We start from the raw sequence: 21656 nt of genomic DNA, 5'->3' as shown, positions 1-21656 counted from the left end.
TATAAAACGCAATTATTTTATGCATTTATACATAGATATACATTTATATTCAGTCGCACGCAGTCACGCAAATAAAAGTTATCTCGTAAGCGCACTTAACATGCACGCTCACGAGATAATGCTCAAAAAGTTACTGCAGAAAAATCAGCGATTCTTACTTCCAACTACCCAATTTTCGTAAAAAGCGGCTTCACATTCGCCCAAATCCTTCGAGCAATACCCGGATGATTCATCGTATACAAGTGAATGCCATCCACGCCTTCTGCAATTAAATCGTTAATCTGCTGGGAAGCAAAAATACTGCCAGCATCACGCAAGCAATCAGCATTACTCCCCCAACGATCCATCATTGCGGAAACTTGCGAAGTAATTCGAGACGCACACAAGCTCGTCATGCGCTTAACTTGCGAAGCGTTCGCAACAGGCATCACGCCAGCTTCAATCGGCACGTTAACGCCGGCAGCACGAGCTAAATCACAGAAGCGCAAAAAATCCTCATTATCGTAAAAAAGTTGCGAAATTAAATGCGTAACACCCGCATCAACCTTGCGCTTCAAATTATCAATATCCGCTTGCAAACTTTCCGCCTCCGGATGCTTCTCCGGGTAGCAAGCGCCCAAAATCGGCAAATCCGGGCGCTTTGAACGAATATAGGAAACCAAATCGCTGGCATGCTCAAAAACGCCTGCCGCCTCCTGGCCTGCAATCACGTCGCCACGCAAAGCCAAAACACCGGAAACGCCAGCATTATCAAACATTTCCAAAGCTTCATCAACAGCATCATAATCAAGGTAGCGAGCTGTTAAATGAGCAACTGCGTCAATGCCATATTCGGAGCGAATCGTATGAGCAATACGCGCAGTAGCAGTACGATCCTGCAGCTTTCCAGTGCCGTAAGTAACCGAAATAAAATCCGGGTCAAGACCCTTCAAGCCATCCAAAGTATCGTAAATCGTACCAATAGGAGATGTGCGCTTAGGTGGAAAAACTTCCAGCGAAAACTTTGGTTTATACGGCATAGCTCACCCCCTATTTAGATTGTTGCTTACATTGCCGCTTAGATTTCCGCTTTGCTTGTTGCTTTGCTGATTATTAGAAAGCTCCGCACGGACCTCTTTAGCAGCAGCGACAAGATTCTCCAAGCTTGGCCAAGTTTCAGCGTCGCCTCGAGTTTTAAGACCGCAATCCGGGTTAATCCAAAGCTTTTGAGCAGGCATCTTACGCAAAATCTCGTGAATACGCTCCACAAGCTCCGCCTTACCAGGAACGCGCGGAGAATGAATGTCGTAAACGCCAGGACCAGCCTCAGTCTCAAAATGCGCGTCGTGAATAGCGTCAAGCACAACCAAGTCGCCACGAGAAGCCTCAAAAGAAATCACATCCGCATCCATAGCATCAATGTCGCGAATAATGTCATTAAACTCCGAATAGCACATATGCGTGTGAATTTGCGTAGTCGCAGCAACTGCAGAATGAACAAGGCGGAAAGCAGCAATCGCCCAATCCAAATACTTCTTATGCCAATCAGAGCGGCGAAGTGGCAACTTTTCGCGCAAAGCAGCCTCATCAATCTGAATCACACGAATACCCGCACGCTCCAAATCCAACACTTCATCGCGAATAGCAAGAGCCAACTGCTGAGTCTGCTGCTCGTGAGTAATATCCTCGCGAGGCCAAGACCAGTTAAGAATCGTCACAGGTCCTGTAAGCATGCCCTTAACAATATGCTTCGTGCAGCTTTGGGCATAAGCGCTCCAAGCCACAGTAATCGCAGACTCGCGAGAAACATCCGACCACACGATTGGAGGCTTCACGCAGCGAGTACCATAAGACTGCACCCAAGCGTTTTTCGTAAATTTAAAGCCGCGCAAATGCTGGCCAAAATATTCAACCATGTCGTTGCGCTCAAACTCGCCGTGAACAAGCACATCCAAGCCAATTTGCTCCTGATGCTCAATGCACTTGGCAATGCGATTGCGCATAAACTCGTCGTAAGCTTCGCGCGAAATCTCGCCCTTACGAAGAGCAGCTCTAGCGTTACGAATATCCTTAGTTTGCGGGAAAGATCCAATAGTAGTCGTTGACAAATCCGGTAAGCCAAGAGCTTCCTTTTGCAAACGCTGACGTTCTGCCCTTTCCGGCAATCGCACAAAATCAGAATCTTTAAGATTAGCAAGACGATTAGCAACAGCAGAATCTGCTTTCACGCGCGAACCGTCGAACAAAGCCTGATTTTTAGCCAAAACGTTACTTGACTTGCGGCTTTCGTCACTTTCTGCAGCAAGATTTGCAATATCGCGAATCTCTTGCAACTTTTCAACAGCAAAAGCAAAATATTGCAAAACATCCGCACCCAAAGCATCCTCACCAGCAGTGCTAAAAGGCACGTGAAGAAGCGAGCAAGCAGTAGAAACAGCCACGCGATCCGTAACATTCTCACGCAAAGCGTCAACCAAACCAAGGCTCACAGCATAATCGTTACGCCAAATATTACGGCCATTCACAACGCCAGCAAAAAGCGTAGTTTTTTCGTTCACACCATAACGCTCAATGGCTGCAAGATTTTCTTCCTTGCCTTCCACCAAATCAACGCCAACACCGTCAAAACCAAGATTATTCACAGTTTCGTAAGCGTCAGCAATATTGCCAAAATACGTGTTAAGAAGAAGCTTAACTTCCGCGCCCCTAGCCTCAAGCAAAGGCTTATACAAAGCTTCAAAAAGCTCCAAATCGCCTTCCTCTTTATCAAGCGCCAAATAAGGCTCATCAAATTGCAGCCAAGTTGCGTGAAGTTCGCCAAAACGCTTAACAATACTCGCATAAGCAAAAGCCAGAGCTGAAATCACAGACTCAGTTACTTTCAACTCCTGCGCTTCAGGAGTACGAGCCAACTTCAAAAAAGTGTACGGGCCAATCAGCACAGGCTTCGTTTCCAAACCCTGCGCGCGAGCCTCCAAAAACTCGTCAAAAGGCTTAGTTCCAGCCAAATGCAAGCCTTCCGGATTCTCAACTTCCGGAACAATATAGTGGTAGTTCGTAGTAAACCACTTCTTCATTGGCAACGCCGTCACATCGCCGCGCTCACCCTGATAGCCGCGCGCAATAGCAAAAAGCGTATCCTCAGCATGCTCAAAATTCAATTTACGATAACGCTCAGGCACAGCACCCAGCAAAATAGCAGTATCGAGCATTTGATCATAGTAGCTAAAATCGTTACTTGGAATTAAATCAATCCCAGCTTCAGCTTGCAAACGCCAATGCTTAGCTCGCAAAGACTGAGCAACTTCACGCACTTCATCCAAAGAAGCATCCTGCTTCCAGTAACGTTCAATAATCTTCTTCAACTCACGATTAGCGCCAATACGTGGGAAACCGGAAACAGAAGTAAAAACCGCAGACATACATCCTCCAAAAAATTTCTTTGACTCGCTTTAGCCTAGCAAAGAAATGCTTGAATGCGGTCATTCAAGAACTTGGGGTGTCGTTATAAGCTTAATTTATATGCTTAATTTCGTGTGGTTATGCAAAGGATTTGGGGGTGAGGATTGCGAGGGCCGTGGCACCGCGCAAGCCGCAAGTTGCGAATGGACGATCAGACACAAGCACCACAACAGACGCATTAGCAAGCCCCAAACGCATCGCCCCAAGCACATCCGGATCCGAATCAGGCGAAGAAAGCCACTGCGCAGCCATAGACATCGTCGGCTCATGCCCAACAATCATCGTCGTATGAACATCGCCTCGAATCGCTTGCAACTCGTCCATAACAGATTGCATACCGCCATCGTAAAGACTCTTGCGCGACTCAACCACAGGAGAGTCGCCAAAACGCTTCAACATGCGTTTCAAAGTTTGCTCAGTGCGATTCGCACTAGAACACACAATATAATCCGGCACAAGCTTCAAAGATTCCAAGCCTTTTGCCATAATTTTCGCCTGCTTCAAGCCCTTATCTGTAAGACCACGACCCCAGTCGTCACCCATTTGAGGAGCCTCAGCTTTAGCATGACGCATCAGCAACAAAACGTACTTACTATGATGTGCTTTCTTCATAAGCTTTTTCATTGGTGATGCCATAATGCTCTCCTACTTAGCTTGATTAAGCGCTGATTGTTGTGCAGACTGCGAATCTTGCAAATCTTGCGACTGCGAATCTTCCGGCAATTGCGCAAGCTGCACGTCTAAATCACGTAAAACTTTACGCAATTTACGATCCGAAATATCACGCAAAGACAAGTCTTCCAACTGTTCAGCGCGCTCTTCTGCTGTCATATCGTCAATATCGCTCACAGTATCTTTAGTACCGTGCTCACGCTTTTTCAAAGCGCTAAAACCTTCAGCCATTGCGCGCGAAACAATCAAAAATCCAGTGTGGCCAATCATCGCATGATCCGGACGAACCGCCAAACCTTGAGCTTTCCAAGTGCGTTCCAATGTTTCCTGAATCTCCGGCTCAGTCCACATGCCACTTTCTCGCAAAGCTTCAGCCATGCGAGACATTTGCGTAGTAGTCGTAACGTACGCAACAAGCACGCCTCCAGGCACAATAACTCGATGAGCTTGCTCGAGGCGATTCCAAGGGTCAAGCATGTCTAGCATAATGCGATCCACGCTGTGCGCATCTAAGGTTTTTGCAACAGAATCAAAATCGCCAGTAAGCAAATTCCACCATTCTGGGCGCTTTCCGTAGTACAAAGTTGCGTTAGACTCGGCAATGCGCGCAAAATCCGGGCGAAGCTCAATCGTAGTAAGCTTTCCACACTCCCCAACTGCGTCCAAAAGACTTAAACTCATAGCACCAGAGCCAGCGCCCGACTCCAAAACGCGCATTCCAGAACGAATATCTCCTAAAGCGATTACTTGCGCAATATCTTTCGGATACATAATTTGCGCGCCTCTAGGCATAGAAAGCACGTAGTCAACCATGCGCGGTCGCATAACTACATAATCCCAGCCGCCAATAGCGCGAGCTGCTTTCCAAGGCTTATTGCCAGATTTTGAAAGGTCTTTAGATTCTTGATTTTCGCTATTTTGCTGAGATTCGCGCTTTGCACTAACAGTAGTAATTACAACGCCTTCGCTTTGGCCAATCACGTCGTCGTGACAAATAAGACCGTGCTCAGTTTGTGTAACCCCACCCACAACAAGCTGTGCAGTAATTCGCTTACCTTTACGATCGGTGAATTGAATCTTCTCACCTACTCGTAACACACCACTACGCGAATTAACTGACTGCACAAAACACCTCGCAACTTTAAAGCGACTTTTATTATTGCTACTTATTATAAGCTCACAGTGGTAAGAGGCATTGCAGAATCGATTGCAAAATCGGGAGCAGAAGGACGAACCCCTGCTTCTACCAAATTTACGCCAAGCATTGCAACCATCGCACCGTTATCCGTGCAAAGCTTAAGCTCTGGCAAACGCACTTCAATTCCATGCTCCTTGCCGCAAGCCAGCAAATGCTCACGAAGCTGCGAATTAGCAGAGAATCCGCCGCCAATCATCAACGTTTTAGAACCGTACTGCTCGCAGCCCATCATAGCTTTGCGTGAAAGCACTTCCGCCACAGAATTAGCCAAAGAAGCACACACGTCGTCAACTGGAATTTCAAGCCCTTGAGCCTCACGCGCTTCAACCCAGCGCGCAACAGCAGTTTTTACGCCCGAGAAGCTGAAATCGTACGGATGCTCTTTGCCGGAACGACCTTGCGTCAAACCTTGCGGCACTTTCAAAGTATCCGGATTGCCAAGCCTTCCATGCCTATCAATATGAGGGCCACCCGGGTATGGGAACCCAAGCAAACGCGCAACTTTGTCAAAGCACTCGCCTGCAGCATCGTCCAAAGTTGTGCCAACAACGTCAATACTTCTAGCAATATCGTTCACGTGAAGAAGCGAAGTGTGACCGCCGGAAACAATTAAAGCCAGCACATCTTCCGGCACGTCGCCGAATTGCAATTGTGTTACTGCAATATGCCCAATTACGTGATTAATACCATAAATCGGCTTATTTGCAGCCCAAGCTAGTGCTTTAGCTCCCGAAACTCCCACAGCTAAGCAGCCAGCAAGACCAGGACCTGCGCTTACTGCAATCGCGTCAACATCGCTTAAATCCATGTTTGCGTCTGCCAATGCTTTAGAAACAACCGGCACGAAAGCTTCAGCGTGCGCACGAGAAGCAATTTCTGGAATTACGCCACCGTAGCGCGCATGCTCTTGCATTGAAGATGCCACCACATTCGACACCAGAGTGCGTCCGCGCACAATAGCTGCGGCAGTTTCGTCACAAGTTGATTCAATTCCCAATACGATTGCTTCGCTCATTTTATTCCTCTTTATTCCTCGTTATTCCTCAGTTCCGTTATTTTTTGCGGTTAGATCAGCACACATTGTGTACGCATCCACGCCTTCCGGCTGATAGTAACGTTTTCGCAAACCCATTTTCTTAAAACCAAAACGTTCATACAACGCGAGCGCAGGAACATTGTCAACTCGAACTTCTAGCAACATGCGTTTAGCACCAATTTTTTCTGCGGTTTTGATCATAGTTGATAAAAGTTCCGACGCTAGGCCTTTTCTTTGATATTGTTTTGCAACGCCAATTGTCATTATTTGCGCGTCATCGCCGTCAAACCAGTAGCCGGCATACCCGCATAACGTATGCGTATTTTCGTCGATTTGAGCGTAATACGCGCGCATAGGAGCTTGTAATTCTTGCGAAATCATGCTCTCATTCCATGAGCCTTTGCCAAACAAATCGGCTTCAATAGGAGCTATTTTTTGCGCTAACTCATCGCACGTAAAATCGCATTTCGGCACTATATTGCAATCTTCAACTACTGCTGGAAATTTAGAACGCGTTATATCAACAATCATAATTACTCAAATCGTTAAAACGCTTCTATTTTTCTTTTGCCTTATTCACTTCGCCAGAGCCAAGCACATGCTTAAGCGGATTTGGCACAGACACGTCCGGACGGCGCAAATAAAGCGGTTCAACAGCTTTTACGCGCTCATCTTTATCGACGCAATTCTCAGCGCACTGCTCGAAAATTTGCAAGCCTTGCACGCCTAAGTCAAGCGCAGAAACTTCTGCAATAACGCCAATATTGGCAATATTTCGCCAATCTTCAACGTATTTTTTAGCACCGTGTCCGAGCACATCCACGCAATAATTTTCGTTAGTTTTGCTTGCTAAATACTCATTCACACGAGCAACAACATTTTGCGGATAGTCAATATCCATATTTATCAGTGCATTTCCTTCGTTGTCGTATAAGGACATGTACACTTGGCGACGACGCGCATCATTTAGTGAAAGCACGTAGTGACGAATATTAGAGTCGCAAGAATCCACAGAATTCGGAATATTTAGTAGCAAATCCTTGCAAATAACGCCATTTTTGCGAGCTTCTTCGAACGCGCCGGAACGCATCATCAAACTTTGAGGAAGTAGACTATCACACCCCAAAATTTCAGCATTATTTGCAAACGCAATCGCTTTTGCTGCAACTAATCCTGCGCGAAGTCCTGTAAAAGGAGCAGGACCTACTCCCACAACCACGCATTTAATATCGGAAGACTTAAGCCCAGCGTCCTCCACAACTTTTGCAATATTTACTTGTAAACGCTCCACGTGAGTGCGAGAGTCGGTTTCAACAATCGGCTCATGGCCCACAATTCCAACAGTAGAGCCAAATGATGTGTCAATAATCAGCGTATTACTCATGTTCATTCCTCGAAGTCACGTACCAGACTAGCTTACTCGCTTAGCACAACTTGATTTATTTGTTGCGATATTTACTCGCGTATTTCTAATTACAATTTTGCAAGTCGATTAAGCCAATCCTTGCCAACAGCTTTCAAAGTTACGATTCGCTCGCCATCGCTAGTAAAATCGTCTACTTGCGAAGAGTCAATAGGTCTTGCAATATGAACTTCTAAGCGCTCAGCAGCAAGCACTCCTGCCATTTGCTCACCCCACTCCATAAGCACAACAGTGCCGTCTCCTGGCTCTTCCAAAGCTTCGTCAAGCCCCAAAGATTCAAGCTCGTCAAGCAAACGCGAAACAGTATCTTGCCCCGGAGCAAAATCTTCGCCACCCAAACGGTAAGCATCAACGTGAATTAGTGTCGCCGGCTTACCATCCGCAAAAGTGCCATGCAATTCGCGCGCAATCGTAAAAGTTGGAGACACAATCGGCTCACTAATTGAAAGCCCCGCACCAAAACCTTGAGCGAACGTTGTTTTACCAGCCCCAAGAGGACCAGAAAGCAGCAAAACGTCGCCTTCTTTAACTAGTTTTGCCACAGCTTTACCAAGCTCGCGCATATCAGTAACTGTAGGCACAGTACACACTTTTTGCTGTTCTGACACCGTTTCTTCTTTCATACTTAACACAATCTTTCTAATTTGCAGTTCTTAATTTACGTTTCTTATTTACGATTCTTATTTACGATTCTTAATTACGATTCTTAATTTACGCTTTCTAATTTCCTCGAGACGCAATGAGCATAATACATTTTTCAAGCGCATAATTCGCATCACTAGATCCGCCTTTGCACTGCTCATCCGCCCAAGCTAAAGATTGCAAACATTTAGAAACACCTGCACTATTCCATCCAGCAAGCTGACGCATTGCCATTTTAAGAGCCCACGGGTTTACTTTCGCTTCAGCACTAGAAATCGTGCCGTTGCGAATTGCCATTGCGAGCGCAATTACGCGTACTTTTGCAGCCAAAGCACCTATTAATGCTATGGCGTCAACTCCTTGAGCAATTGCAGTTCTTGCTGCAAGCACAGCAGAACCTGCATGACCTGCAACAGCTTTATCTGCAACAAAAAAGCCGGTAACTTGCGGATCTGCAATCAAGTATCGGTCGACAATATCAAGCGTTATTGGATTATCGTCATAGTCGAAGCATAATTGCGAGCATAATGCTGCAAGCTCCCCTGTTTTACTTCCCAAAACTGACACAAGACGTTGTGCTGCTTGAGGCTCAACGCTTCGATTGTGACGCTCAAATATGCTCATAACGAAGTTGAGCTTGGCATCGTCTTTTTTAAGATCCGGCACTGTAATTGTGTTTGCGCCAGCTTTCGTAAGGCGCGTAATAATAGACTTTCCTTTAAGCCCACCTTCGTGACGCGCAATAACCCAAGTTGCAGAAGAGTCTACAAAATTATTTTCGCTATTTTCACTATTTTGCGCTTGTTTGCAGAAATTTTCGATTGCGTCCACTAAAGACTCGTCTGCTTGTTGCAAATTATTTATTATTACAATCGTTCCGTCACCGAAAAGCGAAGGACCTACAGCTTCGTCAAATGCGTACTGATCCGCAGTTGACGCATCAAGTTCAATAATTTCAGCATCCGGAGCACTTTTTTGAACTTTTTCACGCACATTTCGAGCATTTAGCTCGTTTAAGTAAGCGTCACCTCCAACTACCAGCGTAACTGGCATAACGCGTTGCGCGCGCTTATTATTTGCTGCCATAATGCTCCTTAAACCAACCAACTCTTAACCATCATAATATTGCATTCGAATATGCGTGCGTGTTTGCTACTCTTCGAAAATTTTCTCTGCTTCTCGTAATGTTCGCTTTGCCGAAGCAGACCACAGTTGACCAATTATGCTAGCTCTTTGAGCATAATACTTATTGCGAAAAGCGCGCAAAGCTAGCATAAACAAAGCCAATATCACAAATTCTGCACACAACATTGCCCACGCTCCTGCAGCACCTTTTATCCATGGAAACACGCCAAAAGATACTTCATCGCACCAACACGCGCACTTTTGCATAAAGCTTGTTCCAATTGATGAAGCTCTCGCAAAAATAAGCGATAATCCACCGTTAAAGCTCGCACAAACTAGTGAAATTAAGCCGCACACTGTTGCCCAATCCATAAGAGGCGCAACTATTAGATTAGCTGGCACAGACATAAATGACACTTCCGGTTGCATAAGAATTTGCACTGGCATAGTCCAAAATTGTGCAGAAAGCGTTATAGCTAGCGCAGAAGCAACACAAGATGGCATATATTTTGCAAGCGTTTTAGAAATCGGCACTCCCATAACAACAATTCCCAAAGTTGCTGCAGAAGAAAGAGCAAAAGCATAATCCCAAGCATACGAAGGGTTTACTAGTAACACTCCAATAACAGTCCAACTTAAAGCACTAACTGACTGGTATGGACGTTTGCAACACCACGCAACAGCGGATATTATTCCCATAATTAACGCTCGAAGCACAGATGCAGAAGGGTAAACTATCGCAGCCAAAGCAATTTGCAACGTAATTTGTATTAAAGATGTAGCCCAACGAGCCAACAGTAATCGTGCGCAAAACTTGCGAATAATCATACTAAGTAGCAAAAAGTGTCCGCCTGAAACTGCCATAACGTGCATGATTCCAGCATGTTGAAAATGTTGACGTGTCATATTCGCATAAGTTTCGTCGACAGGCTCAAGTGAACTTGCATCCTCTACTGGCACATATTCTTGCCCAAGCATGCCAACAGTTACTCCAGGAACCAACATTCTGCCTTGCATATCGAGCTTATTTGTTACGTCATAAAACGATTTCCACAAATTACTAACGGCTTTGTGCCAAAAGTCTGAGTCTTGTACAACATGCAAATTTCGTTGAGTTTTTTCTACATGCAATTCAGGCTTACTACTATCAAATCTCGAAGCTTTCACGCTAACAGGAACGCTTAGGCTAGAACCATAGCTAAGTTGCTTGCATATTGGCGAATACGCATACAGTCGCGCTTGAACGTAACTTTTTTGCGCATCAAACTTATGCACTTGAACATTAGCTTGGCAATCTCCTTTAAAACTTCTAGACGAGCGCACAGGAGTAACTACTGTAAATTCTGCAAAATGTGCGCACCCGGCATTATTTCCTCGAGAATACAGTGCTTTAGTAGGATTATTGCCGCGTATTTCTCGCATAATAACGTCACCAGATATCACATATTGAGTTATGTACGAAAGCATGAACGCAGCTACAAAAGCGTTTATTATCACTAAAACTGTTCTACGCCATATAAAAAACTTAAATTTTTTGCAAAATATAAAAATCGAAACTATAGTTGCATTGAATAAAACTATTGAAATGCAATAAATTATAGTAAAATCGCATAAGAATTTTCCAATTAAGCACCCAGCCCAGCACGCTGCAGCAACAGGAATCATACGAAAGTCACGACTTCCAGAAACGTTTTCTACTTTTTCTACGTTTTCTCGCATAATTCACCTATTTGACGTCAACATTCCCACGGAATTTATTCAAGGTTTTAGGCCCAATTCCTTTAATTTGCATCAAATCTTCTAAACTGCGAAAATAACCAACTCTTTTACGCTGAGCGATAATGCGCGCAGCAGTTTTGGGACCGATTCCTTTTAAGGTTTCTAGTTGATCAAGCGTTGCCGTGTTTATATTGATTCTGCCAGTGCTACTTTGATTAGAAGCAGTATTTTTGTCGCTTCTGTCACTTTTATTACTTCTGTCACTTTTATTACTTCTGTCGCTTTTGTTGCTCACGTCGCTTTTGTCGTTACTATCACCTTTACTTCCTCTGTTGCCTTTACTTCCGTCACCTCCGCTGTTTTCGTCGAGTTCATTACTTACACTTTTTTCTTCATCATCATTTTTATTGTTACCTTTTAAATCGCTAAAAGAATGCTTTTCGCGACTAGTATCGTCGTTTTCTATTGCAAACGCGCCTGCTTTTTCGTTCTGAACTCGTTGATATGTTAAGGATTGAGAAATAAGCATTGTCAAGCTTGCACAAAGAGCCGCAACTAGTATCAGCATTAAAGCAAGCGTATGTACAGGCTTCATGTGAAATCTAGGATGAGTTTTTCTACTTATAATTTCTTCATCAAAAGAATTACAAGCTTTTTCGCAATAGTCGTCACTAAAATTTTTATCAACATTGCTGTTAGAAAATTCTTCTAAAGACGTTGCAATTCGTCTCCTAGGCAAATCAGACGCAGGCTTATTAAGCCTAAAATTATGCTCATGATTCTGCCCAAAATTCTGCTCAAAGTCTTCCATAAATCCCCCAACTCTTAAAGTTCTTAACTTAACTATTGGGCAACTTATAACACTTCGCAACAAAAATATGCGCCTGTGGTTAAAACCTTTAACATTCTCTACTGTTCAAAGAACACTAAAATTAAAGCTCTGCTGACACCACACCAAACACACTCACCCACAAACTACCCCGCAGCTTAATTAAGCGACTTTAGTGTACGAATACCAACGTGGTGAGATTTGAGATTTTTCGCACTGAGCGAGGCGAACGTCAGAGCCGCAGGCTGCTGATTCGCCAAGCGAAGAAGAAAAATCGAAAAATCTCTGCGATGAGCACGGTTATTAACGATTATCACGCAGAGTTTGGGGGATTTCTCTACGAGCACTAAAAGAGGACTGATGGAGCAACATTCTTTAAAGAAAGGCAAACACAATAAACGCCTTTAACAGCCAAAGCGACTGAAGGACGGGACGTGCGAGGAGAGAAATCCCCCAAAACTCGCGCCACATAAAGCAAGTATTTGCGCAAACACAAATTTTCTAGCCTCGTCAAAACCAAAAAACTAAATCAGTTACAAAACTCATAGACGAAACCCAAGAATAACAAAAAATGCTGTAAAGCACGAAAAATCGCGCAATACAGCATTAATTAAGCAGATTTTAGCTTCGACTCAGCTCTCGTCAGGCACAATAGACACAATCTTAGGAGCCTTCACAATCACCTTGCGCGGAGCCTTACCGCCCAAGCGATCAGCTACAGCTTCTAGCGCGAGCTTTTCAAGCTCAGAAGCGTCAATATTTGGGTCAACTTCAAGCTTTGCTCGAACCTTGCCCTTTATTTGCACAACGGCAGTAACAGTATCCTCACCAACGTAGCGAGAATCCGCAACAGGCCAATCTGCGTGAGCAATCGACTTTGCGTGTCCAAGCTTGCTCCACATTTCTTCGCAAATATGCGGCGCAATTGGAGCCAGCATAAGAACCAGCGGCTCGACAGCTGCTCGCGGCACGTGAGGAAGCGAAGTCAAGTGGTTGTTAAGCACAATCAGCTTAGCAATTGCAGTATTTGGACGCATTGCTTCCATTTCCACAGTCACTTCTGCAATTGTGTTGTTAAGAACCTTCAACGTCTTCTCGTCGAGTGCGTCGTCGGTTACCACGCAAGCTCCGGTTTCTTCGTTCACAACGTTACGCCACAAGCGCTGCAAGAATCGCATGCCACCAACAACGTTACGCGTATTCCACGGGCGAGATTCAGAAAGCGGACCCATGCTCATTTCGTACAAGCGGAACGTATCTGCACCGTAGTTCTCGTACATGTAGTCTGGAGTCACAATATTCTTTAAGCTCTTGCCCATTTTGCCGAACTCGCGGTTCACGCTCTCGCCATGCCATGTAAAGGTTGGCTCACCAGCGCTGTTTGAAGCACCTTCTTCAACCTCGTCAGCAGGAACGTACTGTCCGCGCTCATCCGTATAAGCGTAAGCCTGAATCATACCCTGGTTAAACAAGCGGTGGAATGGTTCAGCAGAATCCACGTAACCCAAGTCGTAAAGCGCCTTATGCCAGAAGCGCGAGTAAAGCAAGTGCAAAACTGCGTGCTCTACACCACCAACATAAAGGTCAACGCCGCCAGAAACATGCTCTTTGCCTGGACGGTTTGTGCCCATCCAGTAGTCGTATTCATCGCTGTCAACCATATGCTCAGCATCGTTTGGATCCAAGTAGCGCATGTAATACCAGCAAGAACCAGCCCAGTTCGGCATAGTGTTGGTGTCACGATAGTAGGTTTTTACGCCATCGCCAAGGTCGAGCTGAACTTTTACCCAATCTTCGTTTCGGCTCAAAGGTGCTTCAGGCTCCGAATTTGCATCGTCTGGAGCGTAAGTTTTTGGCTGATAGTCAGGAACGTCCGGCAATGCAATTGGAAGCTCGCTATCTGGCACTAAGTGAGCAACACCATCTTCGTCATAAACGATTGGGAATGGCTCACCCCAGTAGCGCTGGCGAGAGAACAGCCAGTCGCGAAGTCGGTAAGAAACCCTACCTTTTCCTACGCCTGCAGCTTCAAGCCAAGTAGTCACCTTTTTAATAGCTTCGTCTACGCGCAAACCGTTAATAGACAAAGCGTCACCAAGCTTGTGCGTATGTTCTACTGCTGAATTAATAACAATTCCGTCGTGAGAAACAAACGGAGCTTTACCTTCGTAATCTGCCAACTTTTCTTCGGAATCAGGCAAAGGCTCAACAGTGTAAATTACTGGCAAACCGAATGCTTTTGCGAAATCATAATCGCGCTGGTCGCCGCCAGGAACCGCCATAATTGCGCCTGTACCGTAACCCATAAGCACGTAGTCAGCAGCAAACAGCGGAAGTTTTGCTCCAGTTACAGGATTAATTGCGTAAAGACCAGTAAACAAGCCGGTTTTTGCTCCTGCATCTTCCGTGCGATCTTTAGCAGTCTTCGCGCGAGCTTGAGCTTGATACTCTGCCAAGCCTTCTTTAAGACTTGCGTAACCGCCCTTCCAGCTTTCTGGAACGTCCGCACCCCAAGCTTCTGGAACATGCTCAAGAATTGGGTGATCTACGGAAACAACCGCAAACGTTGTACCAAAAAGCGTGTCTGGACGAGTAGTGTACACTTCCAAATCGCGCGCTTCGCCGTCTGCACATGGCACCTCAAAGTGCACAGATGCACCGTGAGATTCGCCGATCCAGTTTCGCTGCATAAGCTTAACTTTTTCTGGCCAATCAATAGTGTTCAAATCTTCCACCAAGCGGTGTCCATAAGCGGTAATTCGCATGGACCACTGGCGAAGGTTGCGCTGGAATACTGGGAAGTTTCCGCGTTCAGACTTACCTTCTGCAGTAACTTCCTCGTTTGCAAGCACAGTTCCCAAGCCTGGGCACCAATTTACAGGAGATTTAGAAATATAAGCAATGCGGAAATTGTTTAATACATCCGCTTGCTCTACTTTATTAAGCTCTTCCCACTTTTTGCCTACAAAACCAGGAATTTCGCGCTTGCCGCTCTTAAACTCATCAACGAGTTCAGCAATCGGACGAGCAGAACCCTTTCCGCCGTCTTTGCGCACAAAATCAGTGTCATACCAAGCGTCATAAAGCTTCGAGAAAATCCATTGCGTCCAACGCACATAATTTGTGTCAATCGTTGCAAAAGACCTACGATCGTCAAAACTCAAGCCCATACGATGCAACTGCCTGCGCATATTAGCAATATTTGCCTCAGTGGTGATGCGCGGATGCTGACCAGTTTGAACAGCATACTGTTCTGCTGGCAAACCAAAAGCGTCGTAACCCATTGCATGAAGAACATTCTCACCCTTCATGCGATGGTAACGGCTTACAACATCCGTTGCCAAATATCCAAGAGGATGTCCAACGTGTAAGCCTTTGCCGGAAGGATACGGGAACATGTCCATTGCAAAGAAAGAAGGACGACCGTCCGCAAGCTTGCCTTCGCCATCCTTCAAATCGCCTTTAACATTAGCAGCCCAGAACGTGCCTTGTTCATCCCAGGTTTTTTGCCAGCGCTGCTCAATATCTTGTGCGAGCTGCGCGTTGTAACGAAAAGCTGGCTCAGCAATAGTAGCTTTGTTGTCAGCTGTTGCATACTGTTGATCGTTGTCGTTCATACCCTAGGACTATAGCGTCTAATATCGTCATTACGCAACACTTTTTACAAGTTTTGTTGATATTTTATTAAGAAAATATGTGGTTTTAACGTAAGTTTTCCTAATATGCGCACAAGATTAAGATTTTATGATTATTTCGCAAAATAAATCATTACAATAGTAAATAAACTTTTTGAGCAAATAAAGATTAGAAAATTAGGTAAAATTCAATAAAACTATAAATATTAAAGAGGTTGTGAATTGAAAGTACAAAAAAATACGTTACTTCTTATTGCTTGCTTAGTTTGGGGAGCTGCTGGTTCTAATATTCTTAAGATTGGCTTATTGGCATACCCAAATTATTTGCAGCCACTAAATTACGCTTTATCGTTATTAGTTTTTGCAATATTCCAATTCCTTATTTTTGGAAAACTCGTTAAAAAACATACTCAAAGAATTAACGGCTATGTGGAAGAAAAGCAGTTTTTCCTTAAATTCTTTGACGTTAAATCTTTTATAATCATGGCTTTTATGATGACTTTTGGAATTGTTCTTCGTGCAACAAATATCGCTCCAGAACGCTTTATTGCCGTGTTTTATACGGGATTAGGCTCCGCATTAGCCTTAGCAGGATTACTTTTTGGATATCAATTTGTTAAAACTGTATATCCGCATTACAAAAACACTCATACTATGCAATAGTGCTTACAAACACTTGCAACACCAGCAACATTACTAGTGAATATTTGACTATCACTCTACGTAAGGAAGTTACTATGAACCATGTTATGAAACGTTATATTAATACGTCTTTGTTGTATGCTGTCCTCGCCATGATTGGCGGCGTCTTTTATCGCGAATTTACAAAATTTAATGCTTTCCATGCAAAAAGTATGCTTGCTGTAGTTCACACACACTACTTTATGCTTGGCATGGTTGTTTTTCTGTTACTTATACTAGTTGAGAAAAACTTCAGTTTTAGTAACGAAAAAACTACGAGAATCTTAATAACTTATCATATTGGACTCAACCTAACAGCAGTAATGATGATTACTCGTGGAATTGCACAAGTACTACGTCTACATCTCAGTCCATCTATAGATTTTGCCATAACTGGTTTAGCAGGAATCGGACACATCCTACTTGGCGTAAGTATTGTACTCATCTTATTGCAAATTAAACGCAGCATCGCTCATTGTGCTAATACTTCAGTAAAATAGTGAGCTTGGGAATAATTTAATTTATTAATAAATATTTTATTAAGTATGTAGCGCATGTTTCGTATGCGCTACTACGTTAAGAAGGCTTCTATGAACAACGCTGTATATAAGAAAAGTAGATTATACGCGCCTGAGCGTTTCTTTGAATGCGAAGGTAAAGGCTTAAAATGGCTTTCTGAAGCTCACAAATACGGCGGCCCTAGAGTGGCTGAAGTATTTGATTGGGGAAACGGTTACCTTAATATTGAGCGCATTGACACTCACTCAGCAACACCACTTGCTGCATTTGAGTTTGGTGCAGCGCTCGCTCATATGCACGATTACGGTGCAAAATATTTTGGTGAAGCACCAGCAGATTACGATGGCACATGCTATTTTGGACCTTTAAGTGATCCAGTTGAAATGCCAACTGGCACTTGGAGTAATGTTATTGACTACCTTGCGGACGGACGATTGCGCCCTATGGTTGAGCTTGGGATTGCTCGCGGAGAGCTTACTAAAAGCGACTTAGATCTTACAAACGAAGTTATTGATGCGCTGCCTGATTTATTAGGAAAAGCTGCAGAAGATAAGCCTGCTCGAGTTCACGGAGACTTGTGGAGCGGAAACGTGTTATGGACTAAAAGTTCAGACGGCGAACACACTGAAGCTGTTCTAATCGACCCTGCAGCACATGGTGGGCACCGCGAAGAAGATTTAGCTATGCTTCATTTATTTGGAATCAGCTATTTTAAGCAGATTTTAGACGGCTATCAGTCTGTTCATCCACTTAAAGCAGGTTTTGAGCAGCGCATGATTATTTGGCAGCTCTACCCTATTGCAGGACATTGCGTGTTCTTTGGTGGAGGCTACGTGAGCGAATACCGTAATATGTGCGAAAGTCTTATAAAAAGTTCTATAAGATAATTTTGCTCACTAAAATAGCAATGTAAGTATTTAGCACACGGCTATATACAATGTTAGAAGATAGTTACAAGTAGAACACATATAGACAGCAACAGATAGACCACGAAACGAGAGGTCACTACTATGATTCGTTTGTGCAACAGAACTATGCATCGTTCTTTAGTTATGCTGACAGCATTAGTTACGATGCTTTTTGTTGTTAGCTCGTGCGCAAGTTCAACAAAAACTTCTTTAAAATCTGAAAATAAAGAACAAGCGAACCACGGTAACGTTATTGTTTTTACTCCATCAGATGGATTGGCAATAACACGTAATAAGCCTCTAAGCACGTGGGATATACTGGTCCCAGAATTAATAAAATCGTTAAAAGATAAGGGATTTGACGATAATTCTATTACTACTAAAACTTCTTCTAGCCTTTCAGAACAAAGCCGCGATGTGCAAGATTATGTAGTAAATTTGCTAAGCTCATTGAACAATGCAAAACAGAATAATTCAGAAAAGCACAATTCTGTTTCCGAAAATTCAAAAGTCAAAAAACAATTAAGCAAAACGACAATTGTTATAGCTCCATGGACTAACAAAAACGGCAATAATAACTATGGAGATTATGCAACATTACCTGCGTCTAATTCTGAAAATACGCAAAAATCAAATACTCAGGACTTAAATTTACAAAATGCCGATAACTCTCAATCATCCAAAGATGAGCTTAATGCAGAAAAACGATTGGCATCATCACTTAGCCTAGCAAAAAAGGCAGGAATACACGTTGTTATGCTCTCACGACGTGTTAGCGGTTTCAAACCTGATGTGATGTTCCATTTATCTGACGCAAGAACCATTGGCGAAATTCAAGCAACAACTCTGGTACAAAAAATCGCTCTAGATCGTGCAACTAAAGAAAATCCACGCTACATTGAAGTTCTTTTGCCATGTCACAATCAAAAAAATATTAATGCAAACAATAATAATCAACAAAATAACAGCGACGAAGCAAGCGAGGATGATGATTCTAACAACAATACGCATGCAAATAGCGAAACAGCATTCCATGATGATTTTGCTGAAGAAGCATTCGCTGGCATTTGGAAAGTTTTGAGACCATATTTTGCTTCGGGGACATTAATAAGCACTTCTGGAAGACTGAATGTGAATAGTAGCGAAAAAGACTGGACCAATGTTGCTTTCGACGCAGATGTAGCTGACTCTGTGAAAAATGAGTTAACAAAACGAATTACGAGAAGTACAAGTCTTTTTTCACACTCAAGGCATCGCGTTGATGGAATTATTGCACTCGATGATCAAATTGCTTTACAAGCCGTACAAGCACTAAACGATCTCGGTTATGAAGGAAGCGCAGCAGATATAAACCCATCTTTCAATTTGCCGGACGTTATCGGAAACTTCATAGGGAAACGAGATCTTAATAAAAGACCAGTTCCTGCTCCAAAAGATTCTGCGAAGAAAACTGAAAAAGAGTTACAACAACAGCAGAAAAAAGATGAGGAAGAAGAATCAGAAGCAAAGAAATGGCCAGTAATAACTGGTTATGGCGCGTACAAAAATATTATGCCAAACATTGTGAGCGGAAAGCAATGGATGACAACTATAGAAAATCATAAGCAGATTGTTCAAGATCTTACTGCTACTTGTTATTCTTTGAACAGAAACGGTAAACTTGACAAAAAAATCGCTACAGTGCAAACAAAAATTGAACACGGGGAAACTGTCCCTACTGTTAACGAGCGACTAGTGGCAGTAAGCGCAACAAATCTAAAGTCACGTTTAATTGACCCAGGCTACGTATCATTAGCAGACGCAGGCTTGTAAATACAATTTTTGGATGCAAGTTGTGAAATATAATTTGTGGAACGCAATCTGTAGCTTCAGGCTAGCTTCAAGTTATATTCCACGAATTTACACGCAGCTAACGTTTGCGTGGAGCATAAATAACATGTTCGATAAGGTCGTTATAACGCTCTACAACAACTTGACGACGCGCCTTTAAACTTGGCGTAATCAAACCGTTTGCTTGAGTAAACTCATCTGGAACTATTTCGAACTTGCGAATAGACTCAGCTCTAGAAACTAGCTCATTTGCTTTGCTAACAGCACGCTCAACTTCTGCTCGCACAATACCGTTACGTGAAGCCTCTTTTAAAGACCGTACAGGGCATGCGCCACGCGAAGAAAGCCAAGTATTTACTTCTGATAAATCGAGCGCAATAATTGCTGAAACAAACGGCTTCCTGTCTCCAATAACAACAGCTTGAGAAATAATAGGTGAAGACATTAATGAAGCTTCCAACACATTTGGAGATAAGTTCTTACCGCCAGCAGTAATAATAAGATCTTTCTTTCTGCCTGTAATACGCACAAAACCGTCATCGTCTAAAGACCCAAAATCTCCCGTATGCAACCAGCCATTTACAATCTGCTGTTTGGTAAGCTCAGGATTATTATGGTAGCCTTTGCATACTGCAGGACTCTTAATGCACAATTCACCATCGTCAGCAATAGCAACAGATACACCCTTTACAGGCAAACCAACGGTACCAATGCGATAACCTGTCGTAGGATTCACCATAGAAGGTGCACAAGTTTCTGTCATTCCATAGCCTTCTAGAAGAGGCAAACCAATGCCATTAAAGAAATGCGCAATCGACAAATCTAAAGGAGCGCCGCCCGAAATAGCGTATGAAACAGAGCCTCCAAATACGTGTAGTAGTGGAGCATACACTAATTTTTTACATATTGAATGGCTAAGAGCAAGCATTGGAGGAACCATTGAACTAGACTGCTGAGCGCGAGACCATTCGCGAGCAATCTTAGACGCATAAGCAAAAATAAAACCTTTTACTCCCCTGCCTGCTTTTTGAGAAGCAGCATTGTAAATCTTCTCAAAAATGCGTGGAACACCAAGAATAAATGTTGGTTTAAAAGTTTGAAAATCAGACAATACAGTTTTCAAATTACTCGTCAAACCAAGAGTTATATTTCCAGCAAAGCAGAACAATTGCATAAACCTAGCAAAAACGTGCGCAAGAGGCAAGAACAGCAAAAGACGCGGGCTGTCTTTTAACGCAATATCTGGCATAGAAATAACACCTGATTTAGCAATAAAAACAAAATTGCTATGAGTAAGCTCAATTCCTTTTGGCTCACCAGTTGAACCTGAAGTGTATACAATTGTTGCTATGTCACTTCCATTAACAGCGTGCACTCGCTCATAAAATTCAGCATCAGTTACTGCTTTACCGTATTCAATGCACGCGTCGATAGCACCACGATTCATTACATATACGTCGTGAAGAGTAGGACATTCTTCCTGAACAGCCTCTACTTTTGGCAACATTTCAGGAGACTCCACAAATATTGAACATACTTGAGAATCTTGAACAATATGTTGTATTTGCAGCGAAGAGCTTGTTTCATAAATTGGCACTGTCAATGCGCCTATAGACATAATAGCCATATCAAGAACTGTCCATTGCCATGAAGTGTGAGCAATAATTGACACAGCGTCACCAGGCATTACTCCTCTAGCAATAAAGCCTTTAGCAACAGCTATTACCTTATCTCTAAATTCTTCAGCAGTATATGACTTCCAAACGCCGTCAGCTCCAACGTATTCAACCAAAGAACCATTAGGATTGCGCTCTGCTCGCTCTTCTAGCAGTGAGAAAACATTAACATCTGTATTAATAGACTCATCAAGTGGACGAGAATATTCTTGCATATTAGCTCCTCTATCTGCTGAATTGACGTATATCTTTACTATACGCGATTTGCAAGCCTTCGCATATGCGAATATCTACAAGATTGTAATCAATTTTGTTCATTTAT

At 43.4% G+C, this 21656-nt stretch carries 17 protein-coding genes; 4 read left to right on the top strand and 13 right to left on the bottom strand.

The genetic code is table 11. The features are described 5' to 3' along the window. Positions 1 to 164: 164 nt before the first annotated feature. The 12 genes from metF to leuS form a co-directional block, all read right to left on the bottom strand. Positions 165 to 1019 carry a methylenetetrahydrofolate reductase [NAD(P)H] gene (gene metF, locus HXT58_RS01910; protein ID WP_421775649.1) on the bottom strand — a complete coding sequence of 285 codons (855 nt, stop codon included), beginning with the start codon at positions 1017 to 1019 and terminating at the stop codon, positions 165 to 167. A gap of 3 nt (positions 1020 to 1022) precedes the next feature. Then, positions 1023 to 3401 carry a 5-methyltetrahydropteroyltriglutamate--homocysteine S-methyltransferase gene (gene metE / locus HXT58_RS01905; RefSeq protein WP_421775648.1) on the bottom strand — a complete coding sequence of 793 codons (2379 nt, stop codon included), beginning with the start codon at positions 3399 to 3401 and terminating at the stop codon, positions 1023 to 1025. Positions 3402 to 3519: 118 nt separating this feature from the next. After that, positions 3520 to 4077, bottom strand: a complete 558-nt coding sequence (locus HXT58_RS01900; protein ID WP_004119025.1) for a SixA phosphatase family protein — start codon at positions 4075 to 4077, stop codon at positions 3520 to 3522. 9 nt (positions 4078 to 4086) lie between these two features. Then, the gene (locus HXT58_RS01895; protein WP_101886072.1) at positions 4087 to 5238 is read right to left on the bottom strand and encodes a tRNA (adenine-N1)-methyltransferase; all 1152 of its coding nucleotides are present in this window, start codon (positions 5236 to 5238) and stop codon (positions 4087 to 4089) included. A 44-nt stretch (positions 5239 to 5282) separates the two neighbouring features. Next, entirely contained in the window at positions 5283 to 6326 is a 1044-nt protein-coding gene (tsaD, locus tag HXT58_RS01890; RefSeq protein WP_004106430.1) for a tRNA (adenosine(37)-N6)-threonylcarbamoyltransferase complex transferase subunit TsaD, read from the bottom strand. A 21-nt stretch (positions 6327 to 6347) separates the two neighbouring features. Further along, positions 6348 to 6878 carry a ribosomal protein S18-alanine N-acetyltransferase gene (rimI, locus tag HXT58_RS01885; RefSeq protein ID WP_415706052.1) on the bottom strand — a complete coding sequence of 177 codons (531 nt, stop codon included), beginning with the start codon at positions 6876 to 6878 and terminating at the stop codon, positions 6348 to 6350. A gap of 25 nt (positions 6879 to 6903) precedes the next feature. Beyond that, complete coding sequence (tsaB, locus tag HXT58_RS01880; protein WP_415706050.1) at positions 6904 to 7731, bottom strand: tRNA (adenosine(37)-N6)-threonylcarbamoyltransferase complex dimerization subunit type 1 TsaB; 828 nt, start codon at positions 7729 to 7731, stop codon at positions 6904 to 6906. Positions 7732 to 7820: 89 nt separating this feature from the next. Beyond that, positions 7821 to 8393, bottom strand: coding sequence for a tRNA (adenosine(37)-N6)-threonylcarbamoyltransferase complex ATPase subunit type 1 TsaE (tsaE, locus tag HXT58_RS01875; RefSeq protein ID WP_415706048.1), 573 nt, complete (start codon positions 8391 to 8393; stop codon positions 7821 to 7823). Positions 8394 to 8490: 97 nt separating this feature from the next. Then, positions 8491 to 9498, bottom strand: a complete 1008-nt coding sequence (gene holA, locus HXT58_RS01870) for a DNA polymerase III subunit delta (RefSeq protein WP_112928706.1) — start codon at positions 9496 to 9498, stop codon at positions 8491 to 8493. 66 nt (positions 9499 to 9564) lie between these two features. After that, positions 9565 to 11256 carry a ComEC/Rec2 family competence protein gene (locus HXT58_RS01865; RefSeq protein ID WP_415706045.1) on the bottom strand — a complete coding sequence of 564 codons (1692 nt, stop codon included), beginning with the start codon at positions 11254 to 11256 and terminating at the stop codon, positions 9565 to 9567. Between the two features lie 7 nt (positions 11257 to 11263). Continuing rightward, positions 11264 to 12067 carry a ComEA family DNA-binding protein gene (locus HXT58_RS01860; protein ID WP_415706044.1) on the bottom strand — a complete coding sequence of 268 codons (804 nt, stop codon included), beginning with the start codon at positions 12065 to 12067 and terminating at the stop codon, positions 11264 to 11266. Between the two features lie 650 nt (positions 12068 to 12717). After that, the gene (leuS, locus tag HXT58_RS01855) at positions 12718 to 15702 is read right to left on the bottom strand and encodes a leucine--tRNA ligase (RefSeq protein WP_415706042.1); all 2985 of its coding nucleotides are present in this window, start codon (positions 15700 to 15702) and stop codon (positions 12718 to 12720) included. A gap of 240 nt (positions 15703 to 15942) precedes the next feature. Here leuS and HXT58_RS01850 point away from each other — a divergent pair, with 240 nt between their 5' ends. From HXT58_RS01850 to HXT58_RS01835, 4 genes are all read left to right on the top strand, one after another. Next, a complete protein-coding gene (locus HXT58_RS01850) occupies positions 15943 to 16383 on the top strand; it encodes a hypothetical protein (protein ID WP_415706040.1) in 441 nt (146 codons plus the stop codon). A gap of 74 nt (positions 16384 to 16457) precedes the next feature. Continuing rightward, positions 16458 to 16901, top strand: a complete 444-nt coding sequence (locus tag HXT58_RS01845) for a DUF2871 domain-containing protein (RefSeq protein WP_004106454.1) — start codon at positions 16458 to 16460, stop codon at positions 16899 to 16901. A gap of 90 nt (positions 16902 to 16991) precedes the next feature. Next, positions 16992 to 17807 (top strand): fructosamine kinase family protein, encoded by an 816-nt coding sequence (locus tag HXT58_RS01840; protein ID WP_064340255.1) that lies wholly within the window; start codon positions 16992 to 16994, stop codon positions 17805 to 17807. A gap of 123 nt (positions 17808 to 17930) precedes the next feature. Further along, entirely contained in the window at positions 17931 to 19640 is a 1710-nt protein-coding gene (locus tag HXT58_RS01835) for a hypothetical protein (RefSeq protein WP_004106457.1), read from the top strand. A gap of 97 nt (positions 19641 to 19737) precedes the next feature. Here the strand turns inward: HXT58_RS01835 and HXT58_RS01830 are convergent, their stop codons facing one another. After that, positions 19738 to 21549, bottom strand: coding sequence for an AMP-dependent synthetase/ligase (locus HXT58_RS01830; protein WP_116442767.1), 1812 nt, complete (start codon positions 21547 to 21549; stop codon positions 19738 to 19740). Positions 21550 to 21656 lie beyond the last annotated feature (107 nt).

Source organism: Gardnerella sp. KA01000 (assembly GCF_049244035.1).
Classification (GTDB): domain Bacteria; phylum Actinomycetota; class Actinomycetes; order Actinomycetales; family Bifidobacteriaceae; genus Bifidobacterium; species Bifidobacterium leopoldii.
This window is presented reverse-complemented; position numbering and strand designations above follow the sequence as displayed.

What these genes read in the sequence shown, in the direction of transcription:
- metF (WP_421775649.1), bottom strand. Translation starts at nt 1,019, where the DNA reads ATGCCGTATAAACCAAAGTTTTCGCTGGAAGTTTTTCCACCTAAGCGC.
- HXT58_RS01865 (WP_415706045.1), bottom strand. Translation starts at nt 11,256, where the DNA reads ATGCGAGAAAACGTAGAAAAAGTAGAAAACGTTTCTGGAAGTCGTGAC.
- HXT58_RS01840 (WP_064340255.1), top strand. Translation starts at nt 16,992, where the DNA reads ATGAACAACGCTGTATATAAGAAAAGTAGATTATACGCGCCTGAGCGT.
- rimI (WP_415706052.1), bottom strand. Translation starts at nt 6,878, where the DNA reads ATGATTGTTGATATAACGCGTTCTAAATTTCCAGCAGTAGTTGAAGAT.
- HXT58_RS01900 (WP_004119025.1), bottom strand. Translation starts at nt 4,077, where the DNA reads ATGGCATCACCAATGAAAAAGCTTATGAAGAAAGCACATCATAGTAAG.
- holA (WP_112928706.1), bottom strand. Translation starts at nt 9,498, where the DNA reads ATGGCAGCAAATAATAAGCGCGCGCAACGCGTTATGCCAGTTACGCTG.
- tsaD (WP_004106430.1), bottom strand. Translation starts at nt 6,326, where the DNA reads ATGAGCGAAGCAATCGTATTGGGAATTGAATCAACTTGTGACGAAACT.
- HXT58_RS01860 (WP_415706044.1), bottom strand. Translation starts at nt 12,067, where the DNA reads ATGGAAGACTTTGAGCAGAATTTTGGGCAGAATCATGAGCATAATTTT.
- metE (WP_421775648.1), bottom strand. Translation starts at nt 3,401, where the DNA reads ATGTCTGCGGTTTTTACTTCTGTTTCCGGTTTCCCACGTATTGGCGCT.
- tsaE (WP_415706048.1), bottom strand. Translation starts at nt 8,393, where the DNA reads ATGAAAGAAGAAACGGTGTCAGAACAGCAAAAAGTGTGTACTGTGCCT.
- HXT58_RS01845 (WP_004106454.1), top strand. Translation starts at nt 16,458, where the DNA reads ATGAACCATGTTATGAAACGTTATATTAATACGTCTTTGTTGTATGCT.
- leuS (WP_415706042.1), bottom strand. Translation starts at nt 15,702, where the DNA reads ATGAACGACAACGATCAACAGTATGCAACAGCTGACAACAAAGCTACT.
- tsaB (WP_415706050.1), bottom strand. Translation starts at nt 7,731, where the DNA reads ATGAGTAATACGCTGATTATTGACACATCATTTGGCTCTACTGTTGGA.
- HXT58_RS01835 (WP_004106457.1), top strand. Translation starts at nt 17,931, where the DNA reads ATGATTCGTTTGTGCAACAGAACTATGCATCGTTCTTTAGTTATGCTG.
- HXT58_RS01830 (WP_116442767.1), bottom strand. Translation starts at nt 21,549, where the DNA reads ATGCAAGAATATTCTCGTCCACTTGATGAGTCTATTAATACAGATGTT.